Source organism: Chitinophaga tropicalis, from assembly GCF_009758205.1.
Taxonomy (GTDB): Bacteria; Bacteroidota; Bacteroidia; order Chitinophagales; family Chitinophagaceae; genus Chitinophaga; species Chitinophaga tropicalis.
This window is the reverse complement of record NZ_WRXN01000006.1, coordinates 1-26,688: the sequence shown is the minus strand read 5'-3', so window position 1 is coordinate 26,688 and position 26,688 is coordinate 1. Positions and strand designations below refer to the sequence as shown.

Annotated in this window: 26 protein-coding genes; 9 read left to right on the top strand and 17 right to left on the bottom strand. The window is 39.1% G+C overall.

Annotation, left to right across the window (positions count from 1 at the left end):
• Positions 1-857: 857 nt before the first annotated feature.
• The 5 genes from GO493_RS14765 to GO493_RS14750 all read right to left on the bottom strand — a co-directional run bounded on the left by GO493_RS14765 (position 858) and on the right by GO493_RS14750 (position 4,702).
• On the bottom strand, positions 858-1,991 hold the full coding sequence (locus tag GO493_RS14765) for an Ntn hydrolase family protein (protein ID WP_157306977.1): 1,134 nt from the start codon (positions 1,989-1,991) through the stop codon (positions 858-860).
• A gap of 1,085 nt (positions 1,992-3,076) precedes the next feature.
• Positions 3,077-3,433 (bottom strand): DoxX family protein, encoded by a 357-nt coding sequence (locus GO493_RS14760; protein ID WP_157306976.1) that lies wholly within the window; start codon positions 3,431-3,433, stop codon positions 3,077-3,079.
• Between the two features lie 11 nt (positions 3,434-3,444).
• Positions 3,445-3,711, bottom strand: coding sequence for a nuclear transport factor 2 family protein (locus GO493_RS30850; protein WP_198315718.1), 267 nt, complete (start codon positions 3,709-3,711; stop codon positions 3,445-3,447).
• Complete coding sequence (locus GO493_RS30845) at positions 3,695-3,886, bottom strand: hypothetical protein (RefSeq protein ID WP_198315717.1); 192 nt, start codon at positions 3,884-3,886, stop codon at positions 3,695-3,697. The genes GO493_RS30850 and GO493_RS30845 overlap by 17 nt, the downstream gene beginning before the upstream one ends.
• 66 nt (positions 3,887-3,952) lie before the next feature.
• Complete coding sequence (locus GO493_RS14750) at positions 3,953-4,702, bottom strand: SDR family NAD(P)-dependent oxidoreductase (protein WP_157306975.1); 750 nt, start codon at positions 4,700-4,702, stop codon at positions 3,953-3,955.
• A 103-nt stretch (positions 4,703-4,805) separates the two neighbouring features.
• Here GO493_RS14750 and GO493_RS14745 point away from each other — a divergent pair, with 103 nt between their 5' ends.
• Positions 4,806-5,204, top strand: a complete 399-nt coding sequence (locus GO493_RS14745; protein ID WP_157306974.1) for a winged helix-turn-helix transcriptional regulator — start codon at positions 4,806-4,808, stop codon at positions 5,202-5,204.
• Positions 5,205-5,825: 621 nt separating this feature from the next.
• On the opposite strand, the gene GO493_RS14740 is transcribed toward GO493_RS14745, so the two are convergent.
• From GO493_RS14740 to GO493_RS31425, 10 genes are all read right to left on the bottom strand, one after another.
• Entirely contained in the window at positions 5,826-6,689 is an 864-nt protein-coding gene (locus tag GO493_RS14740) for a hypothetical protein (protein ID WP_232538851.1), read from the bottom strand.
• Between the two features lie 16 nt (positions 6,690-6,705).
• Positions 6,706-8,538 carry a restriction system-associated AAA family ATPase gene (locus GO493_RS14735; RefSeq protein WP_157306972.1) on the bottom strand — a complete coding sequence of 611 codons (1,833 nt, stop codon included), beginning with the start codon at positions 8,536-8,538 and terminating at the stop codon, positions 6,706-6,708.
• A complete protein-coding gene (locus tag GO493_RS14730) occupies positions 8,535-10,262 on the bottom strand; it encodes a restriction endonuclease subunit S (protein WP_157306971.1) in 1,728 nt (575 codons plus the stop codon). Before GO493_RS14730 ends, GO493_RS14735 begins: the two co-directional genes overlap by 4 nt.
• The gene (locus tag GO493_RS14725) at positions 10,259-11,839 is read right to left on the bottom strand and encodes a class I SAM-dependent DNA methyltransferase (protein ID WP_157306970.1); all 1,581 of its coding nucleotides are present in this window, start codon (positions 11,837-11,839) and stop codon (positions 10,259-10,261) included. The genes GO493_RS14730 and GO493_RS14725 overlap by 4 nt, the downstream gene beginning before the upstream one ends.
• A 1-nt stretch (position 11,840) precedes the next feature.
• Positions 11,841-14,633 carry a type I restriction endonuclease subunit R gene (locus GO493_RS14720; RefSeq protein WP_157306969.1) on the bottom strand — a complete coding sequence of 931 codons (2,793 nt, stop codon included), beginning with the start codon at positions 14,631-14,633 and terminating at the stop codon, positions 11,841-11,843.
• Positions 14,634-14,642: 9 nt separating this feature from the next.
• Positions 14,643-14,942 carry a helix-turn-helix domain-containing protein gene (locus GO493_RS14715; RefSeq protein ID WP_157306968.1) on the bottom strand — a complete coding sequence of 100 codons (300 nt, stop codon included), beginning with the start codon at positions 14,940-14,942 and terminating at the stop codon, positions 14,643-14,645.
• Positions 14,943-15,169: 227 nt separating this feature from the next.
• Positions 15,170-15,886, bottom strand: a complete 717-nt coding sequence (locus GO493_RS14710; protein WP_157306967.1) for a hypothetical protein — start codon at positions 15,884-15,886, stop codon at positions 15,170-15,172.
• A 64-nt stretch (positions 15,887-15,950) separates the two neighbouring features.
• Positions 15,951-17,828, bottom strand: coding sequence for a PD-(D/E)XK nuclease domain-containing protein (locus tag GO493_RS14705; RefSeq protein WP_157306966.1), 1,878 nt, complete (start codon positions 17,826-17,828; stop codon positions 15,951-15,953).
• Positions 17,821-18,609: a hypothetical protein gene (locus tag GO493_RS14700; protein WP_157306965.1), complete on the bottom strand. Its 789-nt coding sequence runs from the start codon at positions 18,607-18,609 to the stop codon at positions 17,821-17,823. Before GO493_RS14700 ends, GO493_RS14705 begins: the two co-directional genes overlap by 8 nt.
• A 109-nt stretch (positions 18,610-18,718) precedes the next feature.
• Entirely contained in the window at positions 18,719-18,946 is a 228-nt protein-coding gene (locus GO493_RS31425) for a helix-turn-helix domain-containing protein (RefSeq protein WP_157306964.1), read from the bottom strand.
• Positions 18,947-19,548: 602 nt separating this feature from the next.
• On the opposite strand from GO493_RS31425, the gene GO493_RS14690 reads away from it, so the two are divergent.
• From GO493_RS14690 to GO493_RS14675, 4 genes are all read left to right on the top strand, one after another.
• On the top strand, positions 19,549-19,794 hold the full coding sequence (locus tag GO493_RS14690; RefSeq protein ID WP_157306963.1) for a hypothetical protein: 246 nt from the start codon (positions 19,549-19,551) through the stop codon (positions 19,792-19,794).
• Between the two features lie 62 nt (positions 19,795-19,856).
• Complete coding sequence (locus GO493_RS14685; protein ID WP_157306962.1) at positions 19,857-20,207, top strand: hypothetical protein; 351 nt, start codon at positions 19,857-19,859, stop codon at positions 20,205-20,207.
• A 152-nt stretch (positions 20,208-20,359) separates the two neighbouring features.
• Complete coding sequence (locus GO493_RS14680; RefSeq protein WP_157306961.1) at positions 20,360-20,617, top strand: hypothetical protein; 258 nt, start codon at positions 20,360-20,362, stop codon at positions 20,615-20,617.
• Between the two features lie 825 nt (positions 20,618-21,442).
• Positions 21,443-21,592: a hypothetical protein gene (locus GO493_RS14675; RefSeq protein ID WP_157306960.1), complete on the top strand. Its 150-nt coding sequence runs from the start codon at positions 21,443-21,445 to the stop codon at positions 21,590-21,592.
• Between the two features lie 22 nt (positions 21,593-21,614).
• Here GO493_RS14675 and GO493_RS14670 read toward each other — a convergent pair whose 3' ends face one another.
• Both GO493_RS14670 and GO493_RS14665 read right to left on the bottom strand, forming a co-directional pair.
• Complete coding sequence (locus GO493_RS14670; protein WP_157306959.1) at positions 21,615-22,643, bottom strand: hypothetical protein; 1,029 nt, start codon at positions 22,641-22,643, stop codon at positions 21,615-21,617.
• 20 nt (positions 22,644-22,663) lie between these two features.
• A complete protein-coding gene (locus GO493_RS14665; protein ID WP_157306958.1) occupies positions 22,664-23,731 on the bottom strand; it encodes a DUF4238 domain-containing protein in 1,068 nt (355 codons plus the stop codon).
• 362 nt (positions 23,732-24,093) lie between these two features.
• Between GO493_RS14665 and GO493_RS14660 the strand changes: the two genes are divergently transcribed.
• The 4 genes from GO493_RS14660 to GO493_RS14645 all read left to right on the top strand — a co-directional run bounded on the left by GO493_RS14660 (position 24,094) and on the right by GO493_RS14645 (position 26,619).
• Complete coding sequence (locus GO493_RS14660; protein WP_157306957.1) at positions 24,094-24,321, top strand: hypothetical protein; 228 nt, start codon at positions 24,094-24,096, stop codon at positions 24,319-24,321.
• Positions 24,322-24,502: 181 nt separating this feature from the next.
• Positions 24,503-24,700, top strand: coding sequence for a hypothetical protein (locus tag GO493_RS14655; protein WP_157306956.1), 198 nt, complete (start codon positions 24,503-24,505; stop codon positions 24,698-24,700).
• A 75-nt stretch (positions 24,701-24,775) separates the two neighbouring features.
• Positions 24,776-25,018 (top strand): hypothetical protein, encoded by a 243-nt coding sequence (locus tag GO493_RS14650; protein ID WP_157306955.1) that lies wholly within the window; start codon positions 24,776-24,778, stop codon positions 25,016-25,018.
• Positions 25,015-26,619 (top strand): recombinase family protein, encoded by a 1,605-nt coding sequence (locus GO493_RS14645; protein ID WP_157306954.1) that lies wholly within the window; start codon positions 25,015-25,017, stop codon positions 26,617-26,619. The genes GO493_RS14650 and GO493_RS14645 overlap by 4 nt, the downstream gene beginning before the upstream one ends.
• Positions 26,620-26,688 lie beyond the last annotated feature (69 nt).

The following is a 26,688-nucleotide window of genomic DNA, read 5'->3' as shown; positions in this document are numbered from 1 at the left end:
CGGTGCCAACTCATTAAACAGGCTGTTTCTATTCAGATACAGCCTGTTTATGCTTAATAATAGGCTTGTAATTGTCCGTAAATGGCCATTTCCTGTCCGGCACCGGACAATGTAATGCATCATATAGTAGTCTATCCTTGCATGAAATGGATTAAGCAATTATTGAGAAATATAGAATAAAGAGCAGGAAGTGTTTGGCTTTGCTAGCACGGTACCAACAGGAAGTAAAACCGTTTATAAGAATGGCAATACGATTATTGTTGAAGACGTATTGGGAAATTCACAATTGAAGATGAGCAGACTGGGGAAAATAGAGCAGCATACAACCCGATTATCAAAAGAATTGCTGAAACAAAAGCTTCATATGGGAATTCAGTTAGCGTAACAGAGAATAAGGAAAATAAATGCTTAGATGGGTAATTACAGATCTTAAAGCTATTATTGATTTCGAATGCTTTTGTGGTTGACAACAAATATCTTAGATATTCATCAAAATAGGTTTAAAAAGCAAAACCCGCTCTATGAGCTGGTTTTGCTTTTCTGCGGCCCCAGGCATCGGAACCTCGAACCAAATTATGCAGGATTTGGTAGCTGTTTGAGCCAAATTCGGTGAATATAGTATGATAAAAGTTCGAGGTTGGTATATATTGCCTGAATTGGGAATAAGATGGAGCTTTACTCCAAGGGCGATGGTGCTACTTATAATTAACGCCTCCCCAATGCCAGGTTTAATAGTAACCTGTTTTGAAAATATAATATCTGGCATTTCCTGCATTTATATATGGGTGGATTCAGACGCAATTCCAATCTGTAGTTGTATTCTGTCCAGGGTTGTATTTAAAGTGACCTATCTTTAGTTACACCTTGAGGAATGCCTTCTTTGCTCCGGCACGCATTTTCTCCATTATTTCTGTAGGTAGCGATACAGTAAAGGATTCATTGGACTGGAATTTCACGAACCCATCTCGCCCTTCATTAAAAAAAGCCATGTCATAAATGCCGGCCTCCTTTTGGGTTACCACTATGGAGGCGGCAACACGTTCTGTATAAAACGACAGATCATCAGGCAGATTATCAGAGGACTGGATAATACCTATGTCCAGGGAAGGAATATCAAAATAACCCACCTGTATTCTTTGTCCTCGAATTTCTAGTTGTGAACCCTTCTCTATTACTTGTGCTTCCAGTATGTCCAAAGAAGTGATACGGAGGATTTCAGGGTAGTAGTAATAGTACATTGCTTTAGTCAGTACCGGGTCACTGATATTCCCTTCCTCGTCATAAGCACATTCAAAAATTAGATACACGATCTCATCTAATTTAATAAAGTGCGTGCCGGTGTAAAATGCTACTTCATAGCCGGCACCCCACGCTTTCTTTATGGTTGCCAGCGTTACCCGTTCAATACCTAAAAGTCGAGCAGCCTGGCAAACACTGACAGTTAGTGCATAATCAGGATTGCCAAGTGTAGAAGTGGTTTCAAAATTGATCTCCTGACTAGCCCAAAGATTAAAGGTCTCAGATCCGCTGCCAATTGAGCTAAGGTCATTGAATATGGGCGTGTTCAATTCATCCCATTCTCCGGAATCGAAATGCGAGACCTGCAGTTTGTTATTGTCTCCATGGTTGCTCAGCATCATGAAGAATGCTGAGCCAGAATAGTTTTTGCGCAGATCATACTCCTTCAGGAATTGATGAATATGTTCAGGTTGCAAATCATTATAATAGCTGCAGCGTATTTTTAGATCTTTTAAAAATGCCTTCATTTCCGCTACAACACCAGCCATCGCGAGTATAAGGTGTGGAGTGATGATATAGATTTTCTGAGCCATATCATTAGGAAAGTATTTTATATCTTCATCGTTAAGTAAGGTTGAGACGTCGTAATTGATTGTTGGCGGAACAAAAGGTGTTTTCTTCTTAGAAGATAGTACCAAGTCTCCAGTAATGAAGGGAACTTTGAAAGTATTAGCACGGGAGATTAATGTCATAAGGATTGGTTTACATCATTTTTGCAGGAAATATTTACATAAGGGTTGTAGTGTTAAAAATACAATTTTCCAATGGGACAATCTTAAATCCCTGGAGTTCTGTTTATGTTGACAAATCTCGTAACGCGATGTACTATTATAGGCAAGAATGTCCCACGAACGAAGCCTTCAGCCTGCAAAACCCACCACAGCCTATACAATAAGGTTTATCGTGTATCAAAACGGCATATTATAATCCTGCTGGTATTATCGTGGTTGAACATTATCGTCTACTAATGCAAGAGAATCACCTATTGTTATCTACTTTACAAGTTAATAGTAATCAAATGTAAGCGACCTCTGATGCAAAACCATATTAATGCTATATAGGCGTAAATTATTAAAATCATAATGTTATTTGGTGATAAATTTTGATATTTAATTTATATATCATGCATTTGCATTATGATTGGAGTTCATCCAATCTATGCTTTCCGTCCTGGTAAGCATAATATGAATACTACATAAGTTTTCTGGACTTCCCATATCGATAGCTTGCGGTGAGCAAGGTGCTGTACTGTATGGTGGTTCTTATGCTTTATTGCATTAGGGCTTCCCTTGGGGTGTTATGCAACTATCGGGGCAAGGAGCAACGGAGGCTATTTAGAAGGCTGAAATTGATTTAATCTATAGGAAGGAACTCGACCAAAATAAAAAAGCCCACGCTTAGCGTGAGCTTTTTATTTCCTTGCGGTGAGACGGTTACAACTTTCGACACTTTTTGCTGAAGATTTGGGCCGAATTTCACAGTTTATAGCCAGATATTGCCGGAATAGACCGGAATTTAAGTTTAAGTAAAAGAGGAAATTGAATCGAGCTTTTTGCCAAATTGCACAATACAATGTGACAGTTGTCGTGTTGTATTGTGCAATCCAAAATTTTGTATTCAACACCAGGGCCGTTTACTTTTTCTTACCAATTATATTCTTACGGTGTTGCAATTACCCACTCAACGGAATTTCATCATCTATGACTATCCTCGTTTTTTCGGGGCGTTTCATTTTCGCCTGAACCATCATCCAATAGTCTCGTCAATGATGATACCGTTATTGGGGAGTGCCTAAAAACAGTTCCCTGTCCCGAATATATGCTGTAATCCAAACCAGAGCCAAAGGTATTGCAGGGTTTAGCATTGAGCCGTCATGTGATAACTCTGTAGCCATTGCTCCTGCAAAATAACAGCTAAGTAAAATGAAGCCGATGCGCAATGTTTTTGGGAAGATAAACAGGATGGCAAATGCCATCTCCATTAAGCCAAGTACAGTTGCGGAGTTAGGCAGATTAAATTTCACTAGCCCCGCCACCGACCACGGCAAATGGATGGCTTTCATCAGTCCGCTTGTAATAACCATCAAGCCAACCAGTACAGTGAGCGAAATCGTAACGATTTTTTTTATTTTCATATTCTAAGTAATTAATTGTTTAATGGCTTACTGTCGACTATTAAGAAGTTTCCGATACGTTCTTTAATCAGCCACTTTCCGTTTTGATACACATACTTGTCATCGTACCTGACGCTATAATCTGTAAGTATGTCTTTACCGTCTTTTTCCCTTACCATCTTTAGTTGGGAAAAGGATACACCTGTAGCTATCTCGCCATTAATCTGTACGGTATGTTGCCCGTTCAATGTAAAATAGGTTTTCACCTCTGCGGCGTGTCCGCTAATATTCTTTTTCAAGCTTATCTGTTCCTGCGATATTGGCTACCTCAACGCCGTTCATGTACACCTTATAGATTGCATCAGGTGCAAACAATTTCATTTGTTCGCCAATCTTTTTATCATCACCCAAATACGCATAGGCATCTATCAAATCCCTTAATTCTCCTTTGGTTTTCAAAATTTCTAATGACATAATTTTATTTGTTTTATTTACTGTTAAAATCTATTTTATAGTTTGATGCAGCAGGTACATTTGTTATTAAATCTGACCTGCTCCACCATCTACAAACAGTTCGCTTCCAGTCATAAACCTGCTTTCATCTGAGGCAAGGAAAAGTGATGCCGATGCGACCTCGCCCGGTTCACCCATACGCCCAAGCGGAGACTGTTGTTCTATTCCTGCCTGAATAGCTTCCAACTGTCCAATAGCCGTGAGGTTTTTAATTACATTATCGGTGGATGTTGCACCTGGGGAAAGAACATTGATACGGATACCTGTTCCTTTCAGGTCTAACGCCCAGCTTCTTGCAAAGTTCCTTACGGCTGCCTTGGTTGCATTATAAACACTCATGGCAGGCGTACCTTTGTTGCCGCTTACAGACCCTGTAAGAATTATCGAACCACCGTTCTTCATCAATGGCAATGACTTTTGCACAAGGAACACGGTTCCTTTGACGTTAGTTGTGAAAAGTTCATCAAAAGACTCTTCGGTTATATGTCCGAGCGGTTCCCATTGCGCAATACCAACATTTGAGATAAGCACGTCAATTCTTCCATGAGCGGACTGCACTTCTGATATAAGATGGTCAATGTCCGCCAGACTTGAAACATCACTCTTTACCGCTGTTACATTGCTGCCGATTGCGGCAACTGCTTCGTCCAGCGTTTCTTGGTTACGCCCTGTTATATAAACATAAGCTCCATGCTGTACAAACAATTTTGCCGATGCAAGTCCAATTCCATTGCTTGCTCCTGTGATTACGATAACCTTGTCCTCTAATCGTTTCATATTTTCTGTCATTTTTTAATTATCTGACAAAATTACCGTTTGTTCGCTTACAATTTGTTAGTCGTTACCTAAAGGTTAGCGAGTAATTTTATAAAAGTAGCGTATGAAGGAACAAAACGAAACAGAGAAAAGCACTAAAGAATTTTCCGAGGATTGCCACAAGCTGTTATCTTCTGTCAGCGATGCACTCTATGCAATCGGGGGGAAATGGAAGCTCATGATAATCATCGCTATGGCAAGGGGCAATAATAGGTTTACGGAGCTTCAGCGAATGGTAAACGGGATTTCTGCGAGGGTTCTATCAAGTGAATTGAAAGAACTGGAAATGAACGGCTTCATTGTCAAAAAAGTTTCCGTTGGTTATCCTGTTACCATAGAGTATCAATTGCTACCCTACAGCGAAACGCTGCAAGAGGTCGTTGGTGCATTATCACGATGGGGCGTACAACATCGGGAGAAGATAAAAAACGATATGTCAAAAGAAGGTTCTTCCAAGCCCTAAAAAAATGCCGTTTCGTATGGCTGCGAAACGGTACTGAACTTTCGACATTTCAAATTACAAAGACATGGCAAATGCGTTCTGATTATTAGGCAATACCTATTCAGGCAAATAAAATTCCAAATATGCCACAAGCCATTGCTGGTAACCAATATAACATTACCCATAAAGAAATGGGCATAATTGATCGATTTTAATCAATTATGCCCACTTTTACTCGGTTGCGGAGAGAAGGTTACAACTTTCGACACTTTTTGCCGAAGATTTGGGCCGGATTTCACAGTTTATCACCAGATATTGCCAGAAAAGGCCAGAATTTAAGCTTAAGTGAGTATGCCTGCAATGAATTTACAGACACTATGCCTGCATTAAGAACAGCGTCCTGTCGCGAAGAAAAGCGGGTGATCCAAATTAATGCCAAAGGGAGTGACGGATTCGGCATTAATCTATCATGAGACAATTTAGTAGTTATATAGCTACTGAAAATAACAAAAGCACTATGAAACCGATGCGCATTGTTTTTTGTATCACAAACAAAATAGCGAATGTCATTTCCATTAGGCCCAGTACCGTTGCGGAATGACATAGATTATATCTAAATATTGGAGTGTAGAAGTTCCACGGTCAAATATACCGTTTCCTTTCGGCTAAGGTTAGAATATGATCGCGAATCCATTGTTTATTCATCCCTTTTAAGAAAGCCAAAACCATCATTGTAAATTCTTTATCTGGTCTTAACATCGCAATTATATAACCACAATTATTAGAAAACCCAATTTTCGCTAATTGATATGCTTCTTGGTTATTACCTCTATTGCTATTCATCGCATTCCAATTCCTTGAGGCCTCGTTGTAGTAATTTTTCAAGTACTGGAGCACCACGGCTCTAGCGCTTTTCAACCTCTGTAATCTGTCCAATCCATATACTTTTATTGAAATTCTTGCTCTAATATGCTCTATTGATAATGGGTTTGGATTGGCTTCAATTGGTCTTTCTCCATCATACGTTAATAATGTTGTATCTCCCTCAATACAGGGGTCAAGTAACATATACTTTTCTTTACGCCACGAATTATCTAGTTCCTTGGCGATGATGCTACCAGCCTCTAAAGGAAAGTAGTTTGCCTTAAGTTGATTAGGTTTGTAGGCCGCTAAACGGAAGTTCTCAAGCTCGTAAGACAGCCACCAATACCCGTTAGGGTCGGTTGCTGTTCTGCATTCACGATACTCATCCTTACTCTTAATTAGATCAACCCCTTTTTTAGGCCTGAAATGCTCAATTGCATAATCTGAAACAGTTGCTCTTGCTTCAGAGAACCAACATTTACCATGGCTTAATCGCTCAAATTTTTTTTTATGCTCATTCCATACCTTATGAGTTGAAGTATCTAGATAAGCTTTGCGTTGTTGCATGTCTGCACAATGTCTTAACGCTTTTAGATGCACATCCGCTTTCCTTTGCCAACCGCGTGGCTTATAGCCAGCCATATTAATGTAACGCATATTAAAAGCCTTCTTCGTTTAATTTTTGCATTACTTCCCTAGCCAAGGCTTCCCGTTCTTCAACCTCTCTATGTGTCAAATTTGTACGTTTATAACTATCCAGGTTTTGTAGGGCAAGAACAAAATCTTTATAAAGGGGATCAGCAAATGGAATATTAAAATCAATGTCTTTAAGCTTTTCCGCTAATTCGCCAAGAGTAACATCTTCTTCAGGAGTAAGTCCTTCTTTTTCTTGTTTGACCAACAATTTCCTCCTATCAATCATATCATTTAAGGTTTCGTGATCTAGTGTGGAATTTAACCCAAAAATTTCACTGGTGAGAATTGCATCAGCGCCCATGCCGACAATATCTTTATCAGGATTTGATATACTAACTTCTCCTGATTTTGATTTTCTAAACATCAAAAGTTGTTCTTTCTTAATCCCTGAAATTAGAACTGGATCATGGGTTGTTAATAAAAGATCAGAATCTATTTCTGAAGCAACACTATCAAGAATCTGAAAGTAATTGTACTTCCATTGGGGATTAAAATGTGTTTCGGGTTCATCAAATAGGTAAAGTACATTTCCTTCTTCAAAAAGCATGATAGTCCCAACTAAATGTAAAAACTGTTGCTCGCCATCGGATAGCGACCTAAAATACTTAGGCCGTATTTCGTAAGGCTCAAGCGACTTTATCTTATTGATCTCTATTTTCTCCAATCTAAATGGAAGATCATATGGGGCGTGTTTAGCTATTTCATCCGCGAAAATGATCCACTTTGGAGATTTTACAATTTGCCCTCTCAAGTCTTTGCCAACGGCATGTATATTCAAGATGTGTAATTGAATAAAAACATTAAATAACTGATAGGCTGTCTTAAAGTGAAATTTGAAGGCATCTTGGGTGCTTTCGTTAACGATAAAATCTATAATTAGAATGTTTTCGGACGAGGTATTTCTGTCAATCCAGGACGAAGCGCATTTTTTCAACTTTTCAATCTGCTCAATTAGTTGGGCGCTAACTCTTATTTTCTTCTTGGCATAATCTCTGAAATTGATACTTATCCTGAAGCTTTTTAATCCTCTTATTGATACTTGCTTTTCAAGTACCTCCACTTTTTGTGTTGGAGCAAGCAATAGGTTTGCTACAACAATATAATGACTAGTATTATAGTCTAAAAATAATAGTCGATCCTGAAAGTAACCGTTACTTTCATTTGCTTCAAACTCTAAAAAGTGGCGGTACTTGAGCCTGTAAAAAGGATTACTGAGCATTTCATTATGTCCCGAGCTATAAGCAACCACTTTACTGGGAAGGAGTAAATGAAAATTTTTATCGACCCTGGTGTAATTATCTTTTGAAGATCTTCTAATGCTGAATTCAAAGCTATTCTGGTCAAGTGTTTTTTTTCTTGGCTTTTTATCGGCGTATTCTTGCACTTCTTTTCGTCGCCTTGGTATTGAGAATTTAACTTCTTGCAGAAAATTTTTTTTGACACGAATTTCTACCTGAGTATGCTCATCAAGACTAAAGCCAACTTGCTCGGCTTTTTCTTTGGTCAAAAAAAGTAAATAACAAATTTCAAAGCCAAAATTACCATCATCAGGCTTATATTTATTTAATGAGATCGAAGCATCAAGATAAGCAAAAGCTTCAGCCAGAAATTGGAGAAAATTAGACTTCCCACTACCATTGAGGCCTGTAAATATCATTTTCGTTATTCCTGTTTCTTCTGAAAAGCCTGCATCGTCTTCAGCATCGGATGTATCTGATCGGAAGTTGTACTGTTTATTCACCTTGAGACTTCTGAAGTCTTCATTGCCTAATATGGTTGCAGAAAGTAGTTTCATTTTATTTTAAAGTAAATGCCGGATCGCATCTGTTTTGATTCTTTTTCCAGCAAATCAAAATCAGCTTCGGTGATTTCAAGATTAAAGTTTTCTTCGTCAGCATTATAAAATAGTTGCTCAAAGCGTATAGGAAATCTTTCGTCATTCAAAGCATTTTCAACAAATGCTTTGAATGTTTCACGTTCCTGCAAGCTTGGCTTCATTAGTAATTCTTTTGTTGTGAAGTAGGTGATTGTGTCTCCGAAAGTTTGTTGCAAATGCTTGTAAAGCATCTCGGCACTGAAATAAAAGCTACGATTCAAGTTGATATTCCAAAAACGCATTCGTACTATTTCTGCAATATTTGTAAAGCTGGTACGGGTCCAGTCCTGCTTTTCTACATGTGCCAAGTTGTTCTTTTCTGTTGTTTTCCTATTCGTCTTATTGTCCTTTCTTTTGTCTTCTTCTTTCCTATAAACACTCAACGTTTTCGGTTGATTAAAATGCCATTCCTCAGTTCTGTCATTAGTTGCAGGAAAATATTCCTCTTCTTCTACAAGAATAAAACTGCTTAAATCTAATTCCCCTTTAAATGCTCGCTGGCTTAAGGAAGCATATAGCTTTTCTGAATCAGCCAAACTGCTTTGAAATTGAGTTTTGAGAAGCCGAGCCCGCTTTGCGATGTCTTCAAATTTTCGTTGAAGCTTATTTGGAGGGTTAATCAATTCGAGTTTTCTTATGTCACTCAGGTTTATTTGTCTCAATGCGCTTCCATAAGTCTTTTTCGATATTTCATTTTGAATAGAAGTAGATTTCAGTAAATAGAACATGAATAATTTACATGCATCTTCCGAAAACCAAATAGGAGTAATTCCCCTGGTTACATTACATCCTACTAATTCATCTGTAGCTAATGAAATAACGCCAGTCGTTCCCCTAACACATAACAATATTTCATTCCCTGCCAGTATTGTTCTTTTAAATTTCTCTGAAATTTCAGGATCGATTAGCTTCAACCCTTTTAGAGATATATCTTCATTTGTTAAATCCATAGGTCTAACAATAGGTACCCCATTAGGGTAGTCGTCGCCAGGTTGAACAATGCCATATGTTAACGGGCAATCTTTTGCAACAAGCTCTTCTAAAGTTTTTTTCTTCCATCCTTTTTCATTCCTTACTGGATCACCAAACATCTTCAAAAAAGTACTTTTCAAAAATTCATCCAGTAAATCAATACTTTCTTTACGTCGCCTGATAAGTGCTTCCGCCTTACTTAATACAGTAGCAATTTTAATTTGGTCTGAATAATCGGGTATAGGAATTTCAAATTGTTCAAATCTTAATTTTGAAAGTTCTAAAAAAGTAGTACCAACGCCTAAACTCTGAAGCCGATCAGAATTGTATTTTAGTATATAATAAATATATAGAGGGTAAAATCCCTTGTTTAAAATGACACTCTTGAATCCCTGATTTGTACAAACTTCAATATTGGCGATTGCGACGAGACCAATTGGAGCCCGAGATGAAAATAAAATGCTTCCTTTGGGTAGTAAATAGGTCGAACATGATTTATAGCCCTCTTCTGTTATTTTCCTTTCAGTATTATTTAGATAAGGTGTATCTAATGCGCTAATTTCTTTTGGTGTTACCCAGGGAATATTACCATTCCAGTAACTATCAATTCCTGTTTTGGGAGTTGAACCAGAAACGATTTTACCTATATCTGCAATTTTATATAATTTCATTTTATGTAAGAATCCAATTCAGTTATGTCTAATAAAATAGTTTGTTCGTTTGTCTTCAATCGTTGCAAAATATTTTTTGGCTCTTCGAATATTATTTCTTTATCTACGTCTTTCTGGTACTTATTCAAACTCAAATCATACTCATTTTCTTCAATCTCCTTCTTAGACACAAAGAAATATTGGTGCGTACGATCACTTTCTTTTTTAGGGTTACGCTTTTTATAAGCATCAATGATTTTGTGTAGATCACCAAAGTCACGACCGCCATCTGGCGATTTTAACTCACTACGTTTGTCATCTAGGCTCCGGCCATCGCTTTGCATTTCATAAAACCAAACATTTTTGGTTTCACCTCCTTTGGTAAAAATGAGTATGGCCGTAGCCACGCCGGCATAAGGCTTAAACACACCGCTGGGCATACTGATCACCGCTTTCAGCTCGCATTTATCAAGCAGTATTTTACGTACATCTTTAAATGCTTTACTACTACTAAACAATACGCCCTGTGGTACTACTACGCCCGCCGTGCCACCCATGCGCAGCATTTTGTATATACGCTCTACAAATAATAATTCCGATTTTGTAGTAGCTAAACTAAAGGTTTCGTTCAGATCGCCCTTATCAATGCTACCGGTAAAAGGTGGGTTGGCCATTACGATATCATAGGCATTATCTTCATTGTAGTTTTTGCTTAGGGTATCTTTGTAATCTATCTGCGGTTTGGTAATGCCGTGCATCATCAGGTTCATGAGCCCAATGCGGATCATGGTAGGATCAATATCAAAACCGAAGAAAGTGGCTTCGTTCAACATTTTCTTGGCATTGTCGTCTACCAGTTTATCGGCGAGCGTACCGCGAATAAAACCATTGTCATCCGGCTGTTTATACCGATCGCTGGTAAACTGTGTGATCAGGTACTTATAAGCCCCCAGCAGAAAGCCCGCTGTACCACTGGCCGGGTCCGCAATACGATGCCCCAGTTGCGGTTGTACAAGTTCTACAATTAACTCTATTACATGCGTGGGCGTACGGAATTGCCCATTTTTCCCAGAGCTACGTAACTCGTCCAACAAGTATTCATAAAAATCACCTTGTGCATCTATAAAGCGGTTTTCTTTTTCCAGTTCATTATAAATATCATCAATGGTTTTGGTGGCTTCTGTAAGCATACGACCACTTGGTATCAGGAAAGTGGCATTGGCCATGTGTTTGGTAAAAAACGAATTACCATCCTCCAGTTGTCTGATGAAGGGAAAAACTCGGCTTTGCACATGTAACAGCATTTCTTCACCGGGCATTTTCGTCCAGTAACTCCAGCGCAAAGTTTCTTTATCAACAGCATTCTTTGGGTCTTTATCGTCTACACCTGGTGGATAATATTCACCGGAGAAAATGGATATATATTTTTCACCTAGAAAATCTGCATTACTCAGTTTGCGTTTATCCGTTTCATCCAATTGCTTCATAAACAACAGATAGGTAATCTGCTCTATAGCATTTAGAGGATTGGATATGCCGCCACTCCAGAATTTATCCCAGAGGGTAGAAACTTTATTTTTTAATGATTGCGTAAGCATGTTATGCTGCTAATTGTTGTATAAATGAAATAATCTCGTCTATCTCTTTGTTGGAAAACACCCCCCGAATACCATCTGGATGAATACCTGTGAATGGTGCACTTATCAGGTCTTTTTTAGCTACATCACCTTTTTCAATCAGAAAGCTGCGCAACAGATTCATAAATTCCAGTTGACGCGTGTTTAGGTAACTATGCGCTGCAATAAACTGGTCGAACGAACGGGATACTGTATCCGGGAAGGACTCTAGCACTTCGATGCCAAGTATATGCCGGATAAATTGCAACAATTGCGCTTTACGGTGATTGTATGCACGGCGTAGCAGATCCAGCGTAATATGGGGATGCTCGTCATGCAACATTTCCACCAATTGCCCTGCTTCTATGTCAGTAAGACTATTGCCCCGTTTTATTTTTTGTACTAGCGGATTGGCTGCTACCAATTCATTTACTTTTTGTTCTACCAGTTCACGATAGCGCGCAATGCTCAATGACTCGTGTTGCGGGCCGAACTCCACATACTCCTTGGCATGTAATGCATCCTGCAGATTGAATTTTGCCGGTCCTAATAATGGAATAATAGTGGAGTCTCTGAAATACATGAGCGGCGCCAGTTTTTCAATCAACTCATCCAGTTTTTCTTCACTGATCGTTGCCCAGAAATGATTGGTTTGGCTTTGATGTATCAATTTTTCTTCTTGCGCCACTGTATTTACTGATAGCGGCAGTTCGCCAATTTCTTCCACAATACTTTCTTTCAGTGTAGCAAATTTTTGCTTCTCCTGTGCAAGGTGTGCCAGCGAAACTTCTACAATATCCTTTTCAAAACGCATGGCTTTGTAATCGGCGTTTGATACGGTTCGCAGCAACGGTTTAATTACGATTCTTAAAAATTCTATCTTATCGGCTGATAAGTAATTCCAAAAGTGTTCGTCTTCCAGTTGATGCAATTCTTTTCGTGCATCAAGTATTACAACAGAATTGGCAGGCAAGGCCGCAATTTGTTTTCTAAGTTTGCCGATTTCTTTTTCAGCGAGGGCGTTTTCTCCAAGGGCCAGCGCTTTTTCTATTTTATCTAACCGTAGGCCAAACAAGCGAACGGGTAAAGGTATTTGCAACTGTAAGGATTTACCTTGTGGGTTTAGCTTGAAGTATTCAAAATTATCCCAGCAATCCAATATCAGGAAATCGTCTTTTTCGGTACACCAAGGCTTAATTTTATTTTGCTCCAGCAAACGAGTACCACGACCAATCATTTGCCAGAATTTGGTGTAGGAATAAACAGGTTTGGCAAATACCAAATTAGTTATTTCACGTACATCCACACCTGTGTCCAGCATGTCTACACTAATGGCAATGCGAGGCATATCCTGATTCGTGAATTGATCTAACAATCCACCTTTCCCATATACCCGCGGATCGTCGCTTACCAATACTTTTGCCAGTTCGCCTTTGTATTCGGGATAGAGCGCATCAAATATTTGCTCCAGGCGTCGTGCGTGAGCCTTAGTCATACAAAAGAAAATGGTTTTACCAGGCAGTACGCCATTTGCATCTTTAATGCACTCTTCCATAAACTCCCGCACGATGAGCGCATTGGTGCCACGGTTGATGACGGTCTTCTCCAATTCCGTTCCTTCGTAATTGATCTCTTCCACATCACGGCCTTCCAACATCAAATGTTTTTGATCTGCGAGCGAAATGGTTCTTTTATTAATGCCTTCTTCCTGGAACTTGGTCTTAATTTTCATTACCTGGAAGTTGGACAAGTAAGGCGGTATATGATTCACTGCTTCGTCGTACGAATAGGCATAAGTAGGCAGCCCATCTTCGCATTCGAATAATTGGAAGGTGTTATGATCTATCACATCGGTAGGTGTGGCTGTAAGCCCCAATGTGATAGTATTAAAATAAGTCAACACCTCCTGGTAAGTATTGTAAATACTCCGGTGACTTTCGTCTACTATAATCAGGTCAAAAAAATGCGGGGAAAGGGGATTATGCTCATTACGGATAATATTCAACATCGTAGGATAGGTAGATACATAAATGCGCCTGTCCGTAGCAATTTTTGTTTCGCCCTGGTGTGGCCAGCGAGGTTCATTCGGCAAATGCTCTTTAAACGCATCCAATGCCTGATCTTGTAAGGCAATACGGTCCACCAAGAATAAAGTTCTTTCCGCCCAACCGGCCCGCATCAAAGCATCTACTAGGGCAATACAGGTTCTTGTTTTACCGGTGCCCGTAGCCATCACCAACAAAAATTTCTTCTTACGTTTTTCAACAGCTTCCATAACGGAACGTATGGCGGCTATCTGATAATCGCGGCCTGCAATTTTTGTATTGATTAGCTCACTGGCTAAATTCTTTCTGGCTTTGCGTATGTAGGCGTAGCGTTCTAAGTCTTCTCTCGACGGAAATCCCAATACTTTTTGAGGCGGATAATTTTCTATGTCCCAGAAATAAATGTCGTAACCATTCGTGTAAAAACAAAAGGGCAATGCGCCTTGTTCGTTTTTAATATGGTAGCAATATTGTTTGGCTTGTTCTCTTCCTATAGCAGCATCTACAGCGGTTTTTTTGGCTTCTACAACCGCTAAGGCTTTGCCATCTTTACCCAACAGCACATAGTCGCTGAACTGTATGCCATAAGGGATATCAGGTTCATTTAGTTCATTAGTATTTATAGCAATGGAAAATTCTTCAATAACCTGTGTGCGGTCCATAACGTTCCAACCCGCTTGTTGTAAACGGGTGTCAATGATTTCTTTCCTGGTTTGTTTTTCGTTACTCAAGATTATTTGTTATTGCCAAACATTGTTACTTGGATACAGGTCTTTGCCTGCTATTAAAAGACCGCTTTGTCCATACTTCTCTTCTTTCAACAAGTCAATGATCTGATCTGCCAACCAAATTGACATTAGTTCTTCTTCTTTTAATCTGAAGAATTTCACCAATTGCAATACATGCTGTCGTTTGGCTTTTCTTGTGCCGCTTTCAATTTTGCTATACATGGGAGTATCTATTTTAAGCTCAGCTGCTATTTCTCTTTGAAATAAGCCACTCTGCTCTCTTAATGATTTTATTTTCTCCCCGAAGCGCATATTTTCCGATTTTTGACTTGTCTGTTTTTGACAATATTATATTATTTAATCATAAAAATCAAACCAATTTCACAAACTTATAAGAAATCTGTCTAATGTTTTGTGTCCAGTGGTGCTATCAAGTCCCATACGTAGTAAGTGTAGAGTGGTGTAATTATATGGCCGCTTGAAATTAATAATTCATCGAGCATGCATCTGCCAATAAATAGTGTTTCATAAAGGTCACATCACGGGCCCAATAGAGGGTTTATTTCTTTATACAAAAATCTTCCAGTTTCTATAGGCTGCGCCAAAGTTTCTGGTAAGCAGTGTATAATTTTGTATTTTGACAACTTCTTTAAAGTAGCAGGAGAAGCAAACTCATACCAATTCTCTGTAGCATAATATTCTTCACCTTTATGCTGCACCTTTACAGTTCTTGATTTAAGAAGTTTTTTAGGAGGTAATGTTTCTTTATTATCAATTATGAGAAAAAGTTGAAGATGAATTTTCTTTCCTGCACCAGGAATGATTCTCTCCTTGAGAAGGCCTTGCTTTATATATTTCTTTAACATAGCTCCCTTCAGGTTGAAATAATCTTCAAGGTCATACTTTGAATACCAGTTTTCACGATTTTTTATAACAGAAACGGGAATGATTTTTTTGTCGACTGCTGCCTGACAGGCCATGCATTTCAGCCCATGTTTATCATACCATGAGTCCTCTCCTGAAGTTACATTTCCACAAATCACGCAACTACCAGTTTTGTCAAGATGAAATCCTTTGGGAGACTGCTCAAACAAATTTTCACGTCGGATTTCTTCACTAGCAGCATCTAAAGCTATTTCAGCAAGAACTTGTATAGCCCGAAAGGCTTTTTCTGCCTCCTCCCAAGTGAACTCTCGACCATGTTCCTGCTCAAGAATGCTTTTTATTTCCTGTAGTTCTTTGGGTGAAGGTTCCATTTTATCGGATATTGAGTGGAAAAATTGGATACGGGCTACAAGTAATTCATCTTACCAGGCCAATTCATCTAATGATACTAACATAGCAATTCGGATGTTTTTCTATATCGCTAGCAAATAAAGGGTCATTCGCTATTTTACGTTCTGGATCGTAAATGACAAATAGTTTATGCTTATCCTGAGGATACTTTGTAATATCAGCCCCGATTTGGTCAGTAATGGCGGCTTTGGAGGTAGAGCCACGTAAATATTTTGCTTCAATCAATAGATGATAATCGACAAAAGAGTGGTCGGGAATAACTTTTGCAATTGAAAATTTAAATGCAGGATATTCCCTGTTATAATTGCCGCTTTCTCCTTCCAATAGTGCATGTATCATGTCATTTAATGCATTTTCATGTTTGGGCTTTTCGTGTTCAAATGCCTGAGGAACAGCAACGGCAAGCTTACTATTAATTAATTTTATAAGCCCCTCAACTGGTGGGCGTAAATAGACTCGGTCATCTATATAAGCGTTAAGCGTATTGGCAATCTTGGGCTTTAGTGGATCCTGTAGTCCCTGGATCCTTTTTATTGCATGCGCTACTTGTGTCGCATGTTTGTTTAGTAGCGCATATATAGTTAAAGCCTTTTCTGAAGGACGGTAGCCTGTTAAATAGGGGATTATGTCTGCAATCTCTGCCAGCATTTCATATTGAAAATTTAACTCGGTTAGTTCACTATAACGCACAATAGAGCGGATGTAATCAAATACATGAGTACGAGCTTCCGCATTATTAATTGGGTCTTTGGAAATATCAACATCATATATGGCATCATGTTCTTCCAGACCGGCGGCAAAGGCGGCTAAGCGTCTATCGACACATTGGGAACATCCACCACAGTGAGAGGCTTGTGAATTGTTTTCAAACCTCAGGAAAGTTTTTGTACAAGAAATGGTCGAATTAATGTACGATAGCTTATCAGCATCTTTAATTTTATTGAAAATGTCAGTCTTTGTGTTATGCAGAAAAGGATGAACTATGGGCCTCTTTTCTTCACCAACTATGGAATAAAAATCTTCCAGTAACTTTAATGTCTTGGGATGAGTAGTACGGCTTGCGCGAGCATTAATAAGATCTGCGCGTTTTGAGAAATTTAGTGAGGTTACGCCGTTTTCAAAAACATAGATTTCCTTTTCGGAGGCAAGAGTGGACAATGAATAAGCAATTGCTGTATAGAGGAAAATCCGTGTGCGTTGGGTTTCTTCAACTGCACGTTCACCATGTAGATTGCAATAAAACGTAAAATATTGTATTCTGCCCGGAAAGTCTTTATCAAGAAGGCCATAAATGTCATTCTGGATTTTTGCAACGCCCGTTGAGTTAGAACGATGGCTAATAAGAATTAGATTCTTGTCAGTAGTGGTCAGGGTTTCAAGAGCACCAGCTAAAGAATCAAGTCCACCAGAAAAGAGCGCAATTATGGAGTTGTCCTTTTTATCCAAGGAGATACTTTCGTGGTCGTAGAGGTTACGTTGACCAATATCGTTGCCACCACTCTGAAAAGTAAAATTATAAGATTTATCACCTGAAACAAATGTTAAAGCTGATGCTAAGGCCTGCCCAACATTAGAATCACTCCAGAATGCAGCATCTCTAACTTTTATGATGAAATGCAACTCACGTGACCAGCTATGATATTCCAATCTGTCAGTACCACCTCTGCCAATCATCCTATCAGCAGCATATACATAACCGGCGATTTCTAGTAAATCTTTTATCCTATCAAGGAAATAACAGTTCACCGATTTAACAAAGTGAGGTAATTCCAAATTTACATTATGTCCTGGGGCTGCAGGATTAATGTTCAATTTGTGAACATGGCTGTCGGGGATTTTTTTTGCCTTACGTGGTGGAGTAGCTCCGCCACATAAGATTATGTGGCTGTTTGTACTACTCATTTTTTGTTTCTTCTCTGACTAATTCACTATTGATTTTTTTAAACGCAAACGATAAAAATCCTTGGATTTTCCTGTCAGTGGGCAGTTTTGCTTTCACTTCTTTATTAAACCATGCGGCGGCAAATGATTGAACAATTTTTGAAGTTTCAAATGCATGCTTTGAAATTCGCTCGACATGCTGTTCCAGGTTTTTATTGAATTGAGTACGCTCGTAAAGACTATTAATGCTCGCTGCCGCTTCACGTTCCAGAAAATATTTCAAATACCGCTCTGTAAACTTTGCAAAGAATAACCTCGAAAGTTCGCAAAATCCTGCACCGTTTGCAGCTTTTTGCCATAATTCAAGTCCTTTGTCATTAGAATCGAATAATACTGTCTGGCTAGTTTCATTGTGTTTAGCCCATTGACCAATCGTTTCGAGCATGGATTGTGTCGCAAAAGCAGAATATTCCTTTGATTCTGCATTTTGAGCAACATAGCTCTGTATAGATAAGGCAAGATCGTATAAACTAAAATCTTTAGGCAGCTCAATCCCTTGTTGCGCCAGTTTAGCAAATGCATCTTCTGATTTTGCAGCGAAGGCTAGTGTTAGAACATATTTGAATGCGGCAAAAACACCGCCATCGTCTTCAATATTTTGAAAACGGTACCGTACATTCTTTGTAGTCTGAGCTGCAATATCAACTATTGTATTGTCAGTATGAGCATAGTTACTAATACTGTTAACAATCCCACGCCACCTCTCGGATTTGGGTAAAGTGCCTATACGTTCATGTCCCAATTTCTAAAAATTATTTACAGATAAGGTAAAATTGTGTGTTACAACTTATTGAGACAGTGGGGCCTTATTTGGAGTTCATAGATAAAGTTATTAAAATTTATTAATAAGTCTAGTGAGGTTTCAAAAGTTCATGCAAATGAATTTCCAATCCCTTTGAAATCTTAATAATCGTGGAAAATCTAAAATTCAGTGTCCCTCTTTCAATTTCGTGGATGGTGTTATGCTCTACATCACAGATGGCTGCCAGTTCTCGAAGGCTTAGTCCCTTGTCAGTTCTTGCCTTCTTTATCCTTTCTCCAAGATGTACATATACTATTTTATCATCACTGGGCACCATGCCGGGCAATTTGGGATAATTCTTAAAATATTTTGTATTAGAATAAGCATACAAAACAATCTTTTTACTATATTCGTCATATTGAATGCTATTTACTTGGATTGAGAGGCAGATTATTATATTTGCCGACCAAATTGAGATATAGCGCTTCTTATTCTCATATCGCCAGGAAAACGTAGGAAATTTTCAAGGGTATGAAGATGAGGATGGGAGGCCCATGCCATAGCGTGGGCTTCTTGTCCGTACCCTGGGCTTCCTACGGCCCTCCTGGCGGCAAGGAGACCCGCGCTTTTTTGCGGATTTCCTGTTAACTCATTACTCACTATAACCCGCAAAAATTATGAAAAAGTTAAGCAAACTTTCCAAACCCGTCAATAGCTGCAACATATTTTTGCAAAACAGCGTTCCAACATTTTGCCGTTACCTTACTATTCCACATAGCTGAGCGGCAAATGCCTTTTACCTCATAGAATGAGTTCTTCGTATCCGTAATGGTATTAACCTTGAGGCTACGTATGCAAACAACTGCCAGGATATTTATCCTGGCCCGGCATCCTATTGCCCAAAGACACGCACTAATCTACTTCTTAAAAGTATTCATTATGTCGCAATCTATTGAAAACATAAAACAGTTTATGGACTGGTACCCTGAGGTAGCGGAGGTAAAATCGACCATGTGGAACTTGCTGGAGACTGCTATGGCTAGCCCTAATGCAGATGCATGGAGTGCCAATGACCGCAGTAACATGATGTCTTTCTATTCCCGAATGACGGAATTTATGGATGCCGCCTATATAATAGTGCCGCCTTTATTGCAAATGCTGCACAGTCCTGAAGTAAATGAATAAGACGTGGGATCATTCCTCCAAACAATCATTTAAAACGATTTGTCACCCAAAACTATAATTAGATGCCAAGTGAAAATCTGAAAACCGATCCTTATTTCTCTTTTTTCAACGAGTTTGACAGAAAGGGCGTTAGAGAGTTATTCCCATCAGGCCCATTGTCCGAAAATCTGTTAGACGACATCAATAAACGCACATTCAACTTGCCGTATTTCTGGAGGAAAATATTGATGGCGGAGATGGACTGGTCTGTTGTCGTAATGTTTAGAAAAATGCAGAACAGGAACCCTACAGACAAGATTGTGCAGGATCTGACTGTTCCCGAAAAAAAGATGATTCTGAAACTAACATTTCTCGTGTTGGAAGTTTATCAGCAATACTTATTACACGAATACCAGGACTTATTAACTGAATAGCATTTTAGTTGCGGGCGCTATTCATAGTTATTACGCGGCCTATTGCGAGATAATCGAATCGCGATAGAATCTGATTAAAATCACGTATAACATTAACAAGCTGGATGTATGAAATTCCGCTGGATTTCTACTCAGTGGATTTGTTTTAAAATATGAAAAGTAAAGCAGTAAATAAGGCATTAAAAGTTCCTTCGGTCTGGCCCGGTATTGAGGTTACAAGGTATCATGAGAAGATATACGGGGACTATATGAAGGAACTGCAAGATGCGTTCGATTATCAGCAGCTTAATTTCCTTATTGGCTATGAGGTGCCCAATCAGTTTAGGCCTAAAAGAAGGACTGCAGCGGAGTGGAAAAAATACGAAAGAGTAGCTGAATACCTTGAGCAGCTTTTTATGGAAGAAGATTAGCGTATAGAATACGATAAGTTGAGGTTGCAATGTGATTTTTCAAGAATGCTTATTTGTGGTTCATCAAGGGGTGTTATGATCCGTGCGGGGATGTCTATCCTTGTACCAATTCAGAATGATGTACATGGTATGGTAGGTAACGGGGCTGGATTTTTATTCAGTCCCTTAATTGTGTCATTTGGGGCGAGTTAGACCTATATCAGGACGAGACACCTAGGTGTAAACCTTTTTCAGGATTAACGGAAAGGGGTGTAAACTTTTTCAAGGACTAATAGAAACAGGTGTAAACTAAAATCAGGATTATCTCATCTAGGTGTCAACCTATTTCAGGACGAGTCACAGGACGAGTCAGCACAAGTCAAAAATCATTTGTCTGCCATTTGACTTCTATTTGAGCACCATTTGGTTTCCATTTGCCCGTGATTTGAAAATGATTAAAAAATGATTGCTTTTACTCGGATTTGATCACTTTATCGAAGCTCCAAAAACAGATACCGTCTTTAAACGGTAGATTTTTTAATTTGCATCCTGTAACATTGCTGTTCAAATTGCTTCCTGTAATCAGGACGGAATTTTGTAACGATAAATTTTTAGCGTTTAGCTAATAACGAGGCTGCCACTCAAATACTCGCAACATTTTACGACAGCAGCCAAGTCAACAGCTAAACGCCTGCGGCCTCGCCGTGGGCGTTAGTGTTGCTTGCTGTCGGGCCCCGCGAGGGCTAGAGTGGCGGTTACATGAAGCCTGCGGCGAGGCCGAAATATTTTTCATGTACGTTTTAGCGAGGCGTGTTTATAAACAACTCGTATGAAAACTGCAACTGCATGGACAGCAACTACAACCATGCCCTTGCTATAAAGAAGGCGCGATACACTACATTGCTCACCAGTGGACCATTGCAGCAGAAGATGCTTTGCACCGCTTTTTTGCCGATCAAGCCGGTGTGGTATTTATCACTTAGAAAAACTTTTTAAGCTTAGTAACACAATTTCATTATTACCAATATTCCCCGTAATCCCCATCATTATCTATAAAAAAGGCCCTTTTTAATAAGGTGTCTTTTATTCTTTCATCAAAGCTATGTTGATCCACAGGGAATCCATTTTTAGGCCAATTCTCCTCCCTGATTTCAAACAACCAGGGATTGACCTCAAAATGTTTTTGCCCATTACGGGTGTATAGGTAGCCAATTGTATAATGAGCCAACAGTCCACCTTTCAAGGATATTTCCTGTTGATTAGGATAAATTGAGCGACTGAATGTCGGGAGTCCGAGCTCATTTACAATCTTCTCGCGCCAGTGATTGGTCCAGGTGTACAGTATTGTTCGTTGTCCTAGAGGAACCCATCCAAAGAAAATAATATCATTTTCATCCGTGATCTCCTTTGCAACATATTTTTGGGCCACTTGGAAGCTGGTAGTCGCGGATAACAAAAATGAAACGGGGTAGAATTCATTTTTGCCAAAATGATGAAGTAGTGTCAGGTAGTAGTCTCTGGCGCGGATTCTAACCCTTCTGTCTGCACTCGTTATCCGGGATACAAAGTCTTTCTTATTATCTTCGTTAATAAAGTATTTAATAAATTCTGGGTGATCTTTTTTAAATTTATCAAGGCTGGCTTTAACAGGAAAGGCGTATCTGTCGCGGGTAAAAATAGCATGTAACATATCAAAGATTACTGTAAGAAAGCCTTCTGAAGTATCCGTGATTCCATACGTGTTAGTTCCAGCTGTTGTGATTTTCTCCTTTAAAAAATAACGGCCTTTTTCTCCAAACAGAAATATATAATCATTAAAGCCGTGCGGAATTGCCTGCACTGTAAGATTAAACTTTTCAACAGCCTTATTCTTTTTGTCTCCACGATAGACAATTCTTACATTAGCTTCACTTAGCTCGGCAATCACACTGAGAAAAATTTTGGATTGGCTATCTGTAAGATCAGTTCCATTCATCTGTAGCCGGAATGAGCCATAATCTGGAGCATCCATACCATAGTTCGCATTGAGTTTTTTTAGCATCTTCATAAAAAATACAGTGTGTTATATTATTGGGGACGGTGCAGTGCTCGTTTATCCATCTTTATCCAGTCAACAATTTCTTTATTCCTGGTGTAATCAGAATGTTCATTAATATTATAGACGCTGGCTTCTTTACCCTCTCTCAAAAAAGAAAGCTCAGGGCAAAACCGATGACTCACATAGTATCCAAACTGTTGCTTAACTCCTTTTTGTTGCGGGTGATCAATGATTTCGCTGATTGTTCTGTTTTCTCGTAAACTGCCAGCTTTGGTGGCAGTTGCTACAAGCTGCTGAACATCTGTGCCATCTGTAAAATATATATTCTGATCTGCTGAAATCGCTTGAAGAGTATTGATATTATTCAAATCATCTATGTTGTCCAGTGTCACCGTGTTTCCTGCACAATAAACATCATATGCCCATGGGTCGCATAACATTAGGCAATGCTTTGGTGAAACTGGAAGAAATAAGATTAGTCCTTTATTTAAAAGACCCTCAGCTAGGTGATATGCACTACGCCTCAGCATTAAAGGATTGAAATTTACGAGGGGATTATCAGAGATTATAAAATCTTCTTCGGTATCGTTTATAATTAAGAACAACTCCAGATCTGCACAAACCACCCAATTGTCCATAAAGTATGCGAGATTATAAGCTGCAGGTTCCGGATGCGATAGGCGGAGGTGCTCAAAATCTATATTTTCAAAATCGGAAATATAGGGAGCAATTTCCTTGAACATCGAATTTAAGTGGTCAAAGGTTTTATTAACGTTTGCTTTTGTTCTAAAACTATAAAGCATTAGGTAATGAAGTAAGAATGAATACTCCTTTCGTTCACCAAAAGCTACAGTATTCTCTTCGCAAATTCTGTGTATAATTGGAGCGGCCCTTTCTTCAACCACCGAAAGAAAGTTTTCAAAAGTGAGGTCTTCTCCATAGTAGAATTTGTCTTGCGCCTGACCTTTAATCGCGGTAGGCATAATTAGCTTACCAATCTTGAGGTTATAGGCATTGATCATTGTAGCATTGTCTTTATTCCCAAATTTTCTGAGTAAAAATTGAGAGACATAATGCTGTTTTTTCTTTTCCGCCATCAGGTGATAGGTTTTTACTAGGCAAATTTACCGGATTTATAGCTGCGCTTATTGTAAATGGTACGGATACTTATGCCAGATGTTTGCCAATTTATTAAGATGCTATATACAATCCAGCCGATACGATACGATATGACAGATCGATTCTGTCCCTCAGGACCGGATGAACGGTCACTTTGCAAATTCTTTTGACTGGCTCACTACCAGTATATGCAACTCGTGGATCTGGCGTGGCAAATTCTGCCAATTCATACCAAATTTTACCATTCTGTGGAAAAGCGGTCAAAATCGTGGAAGTAGCTTTTCCGGGCATCGTACATTCGCTATCTCAAATATTTTTTACACCCTAAAAATACACACGAATGAAAACAACAGTAATCAAAAAAGAATTGCAGGTTCCTTCAAGTGCCATGGTCTCCGTTGCAGAGATTATCGCAGGCAATGAAATTACGCACACCATAACAGGAGTAGATGAAGATGATGATACTATCGCGTTGGAGGTCGAGTACTCAAAAAAAGAGCGGGACATCATCCGTGATATTGAAAATGTAATCGAGGATCACGAAGAGGAGGACGACGACGGCGAGTAGCCATCCTCTTATGTAGCCTAGAGCGACAGCTATCCTTTTACAAAGGACAGCTGCCGCTTTTTGTCTTTCCCACAGATGTGCTACAATCTTATTTCAGGCAGCATGTAATTTGCTGCTGTTTTTGTTTATGTAAAAAGAGTTCCTTAATGTGCAATTGAATCACTTTGAAAAACTAATAGATATGGCATCTACAGACAACCACAACAAGAGTAAAAAAGCCAGTTTCGACCCTAATAATCCCAAGCCGCTGACACCCGAACTGCTGCGCAGTAGCTCCGGGTTACATGATTTGACAGATGAACAGGCTGAGGAGATTATAGATAGTCTTTACTCTTTAGCCAGGATATTACTAACCGTCAACCCGCCAGGCAGCGAATGATGTCTGTAATTTGGAAATGCCAAATCAATTATATAATGTTGATTATCAATTGCATGAAAGTAAAAATACTGCTTCATGAAAGAAATACCTATTTCATTGAAAACAAACTCAATAATAAACCGGAACGGCCAGCCGCCGCTTACTCCCGAGAAATTGCGGGAGTTATCCGGCCTTGATATACCAGACGAAGAAGCGCAGCAAATCATCCATTCTATTCGGCTTTTTTGTAAGGTACTCTATCAGTTTACTGTTACCACGCATTCAAAGAATGAACGCCAAAAAGAAAACTTCAAAAACACAATAAATATTGCAGCATGAAAACGGATATTAATCTATTCAGCCAATTTGGAGTAAAGCAAAAACACACGAAGCCATTGCATGAGACACCTTATGTAGTTACCCTTACCAGGGTATCTACAAAGAAGCAGTTGGATGGCATGAGCATTGAAAACCAAAACAAGTATTTTAAAGAACATGCAGAACGAACGGGGAAGATCATTTTAGAATCATTCGGTGGTACACACGAAAGCGCGAAAACAGATAAAAGGAAGGAGTTTCAGAAAATGCTGGCATTTGTTAAAAAGAATAATGCTGGTGGTAATAGTAAAAAGATTAGTGAGATATGGGTGTATATGATTGATCGGTTCAGTCGAAGTGGTGCCGGTGGGATTGGTATAGCCAAAGAATTGAGAGAGAAATATGGTGTGGCTATTTATGCCATTGCCCAGCCGGTTAGTGTGAAGGATGATAGCGGAGTGTATTTTCAGGAAATGCAATTTTTGCAAAGTAATTATGAGAATAAAGTGAGAAGAAGGAGAATGATTGATGGCATGACCGGAAAATTTGAGAAAGGTGACTGGGTAACAAGGGTACCACAAGGTTACAGTGTAATTAAAGAAGGTAAGCAGCGTACAATTGTAGTAAATGAAGTAGGCAAAAAGATCAGGCAGGCGTTTATATGGAAATCGGAAGGCATGAAGAATGAAGAAATTATTAAGCGGCTCAGGGGCATGGGTGTAAAGATGTACAAGCAGCAGCTTACCAAAATATTCAAAAAGCCATTTTACTGCGGTTTAATCAATCACGGCTTGTTGGATGGACGAGTAGTACAAGGAAACCACGAACCATTAATCAGCCAGGAGCTTTTTTTGAAGGTGAATGACATCCATATAAGTAGTCCTCAATATGGAGTACCCCATGAAAGGGAGAACAAGTACCTCCCGCTTAAAATTCATGTAAGATGTGATGTTTGCCTGCAACCGATGACTGGTTATGCACGAAAAAAGAAAACCCGAACAGGCATTATTGTAATTTATTACTATAAATGCAGAACCAATGGTTGCTGCTGTAATAAGAATGCGGATCAGCTTCATGAAAGCTATGGGAATCTGCTTGGGCAATACGGAGTAAAAGAGCCACTTATTCCGGTAATCTTTTATGAGCTTTCGGCCTATTTCAATGAAATCACTAAGGACATTGTTGCCCAGGAGGCAAGCCTAAAGGTTCAGTTAACGGAAATAAATAAAAAGATAGATGCAATAGAGGAAAGGTACTATGCACTGGGGGAAATGAGTAAAGATACCTTTGAAAAGTTCCATTCCCGTTATCAGGATGAGCGGCTTAAAATTTCCAAATTATTACAGCAATGTGCCAATAGCATTTCGACCCACAAAGAAGACCTTTTTGATTCGGTAGCTTTTTCGCGGAAACTCCTTACTGTATGGGATTCCTGTGATGTGGGGGATAAGGAAATACTGCAAAACCTACTATTTTCTGAGGGAGTTTTGTATAATCGCAAAAATGGTACACTTCGACCCAAAAAAGTTAATTTCATTTTTGAGCTAATGGCCCGTCAGGTAAGGGATCAAGTTGAAAACTTGGGGGGAAGATCAAAAAGTTGTTTTTTTGCAGCTCATTAAGAAGCAACAACTTGGATCAGAACTATCGACAGTTAATGGAATTTCTTCTCCCAAAGGGACTTTTAGAGT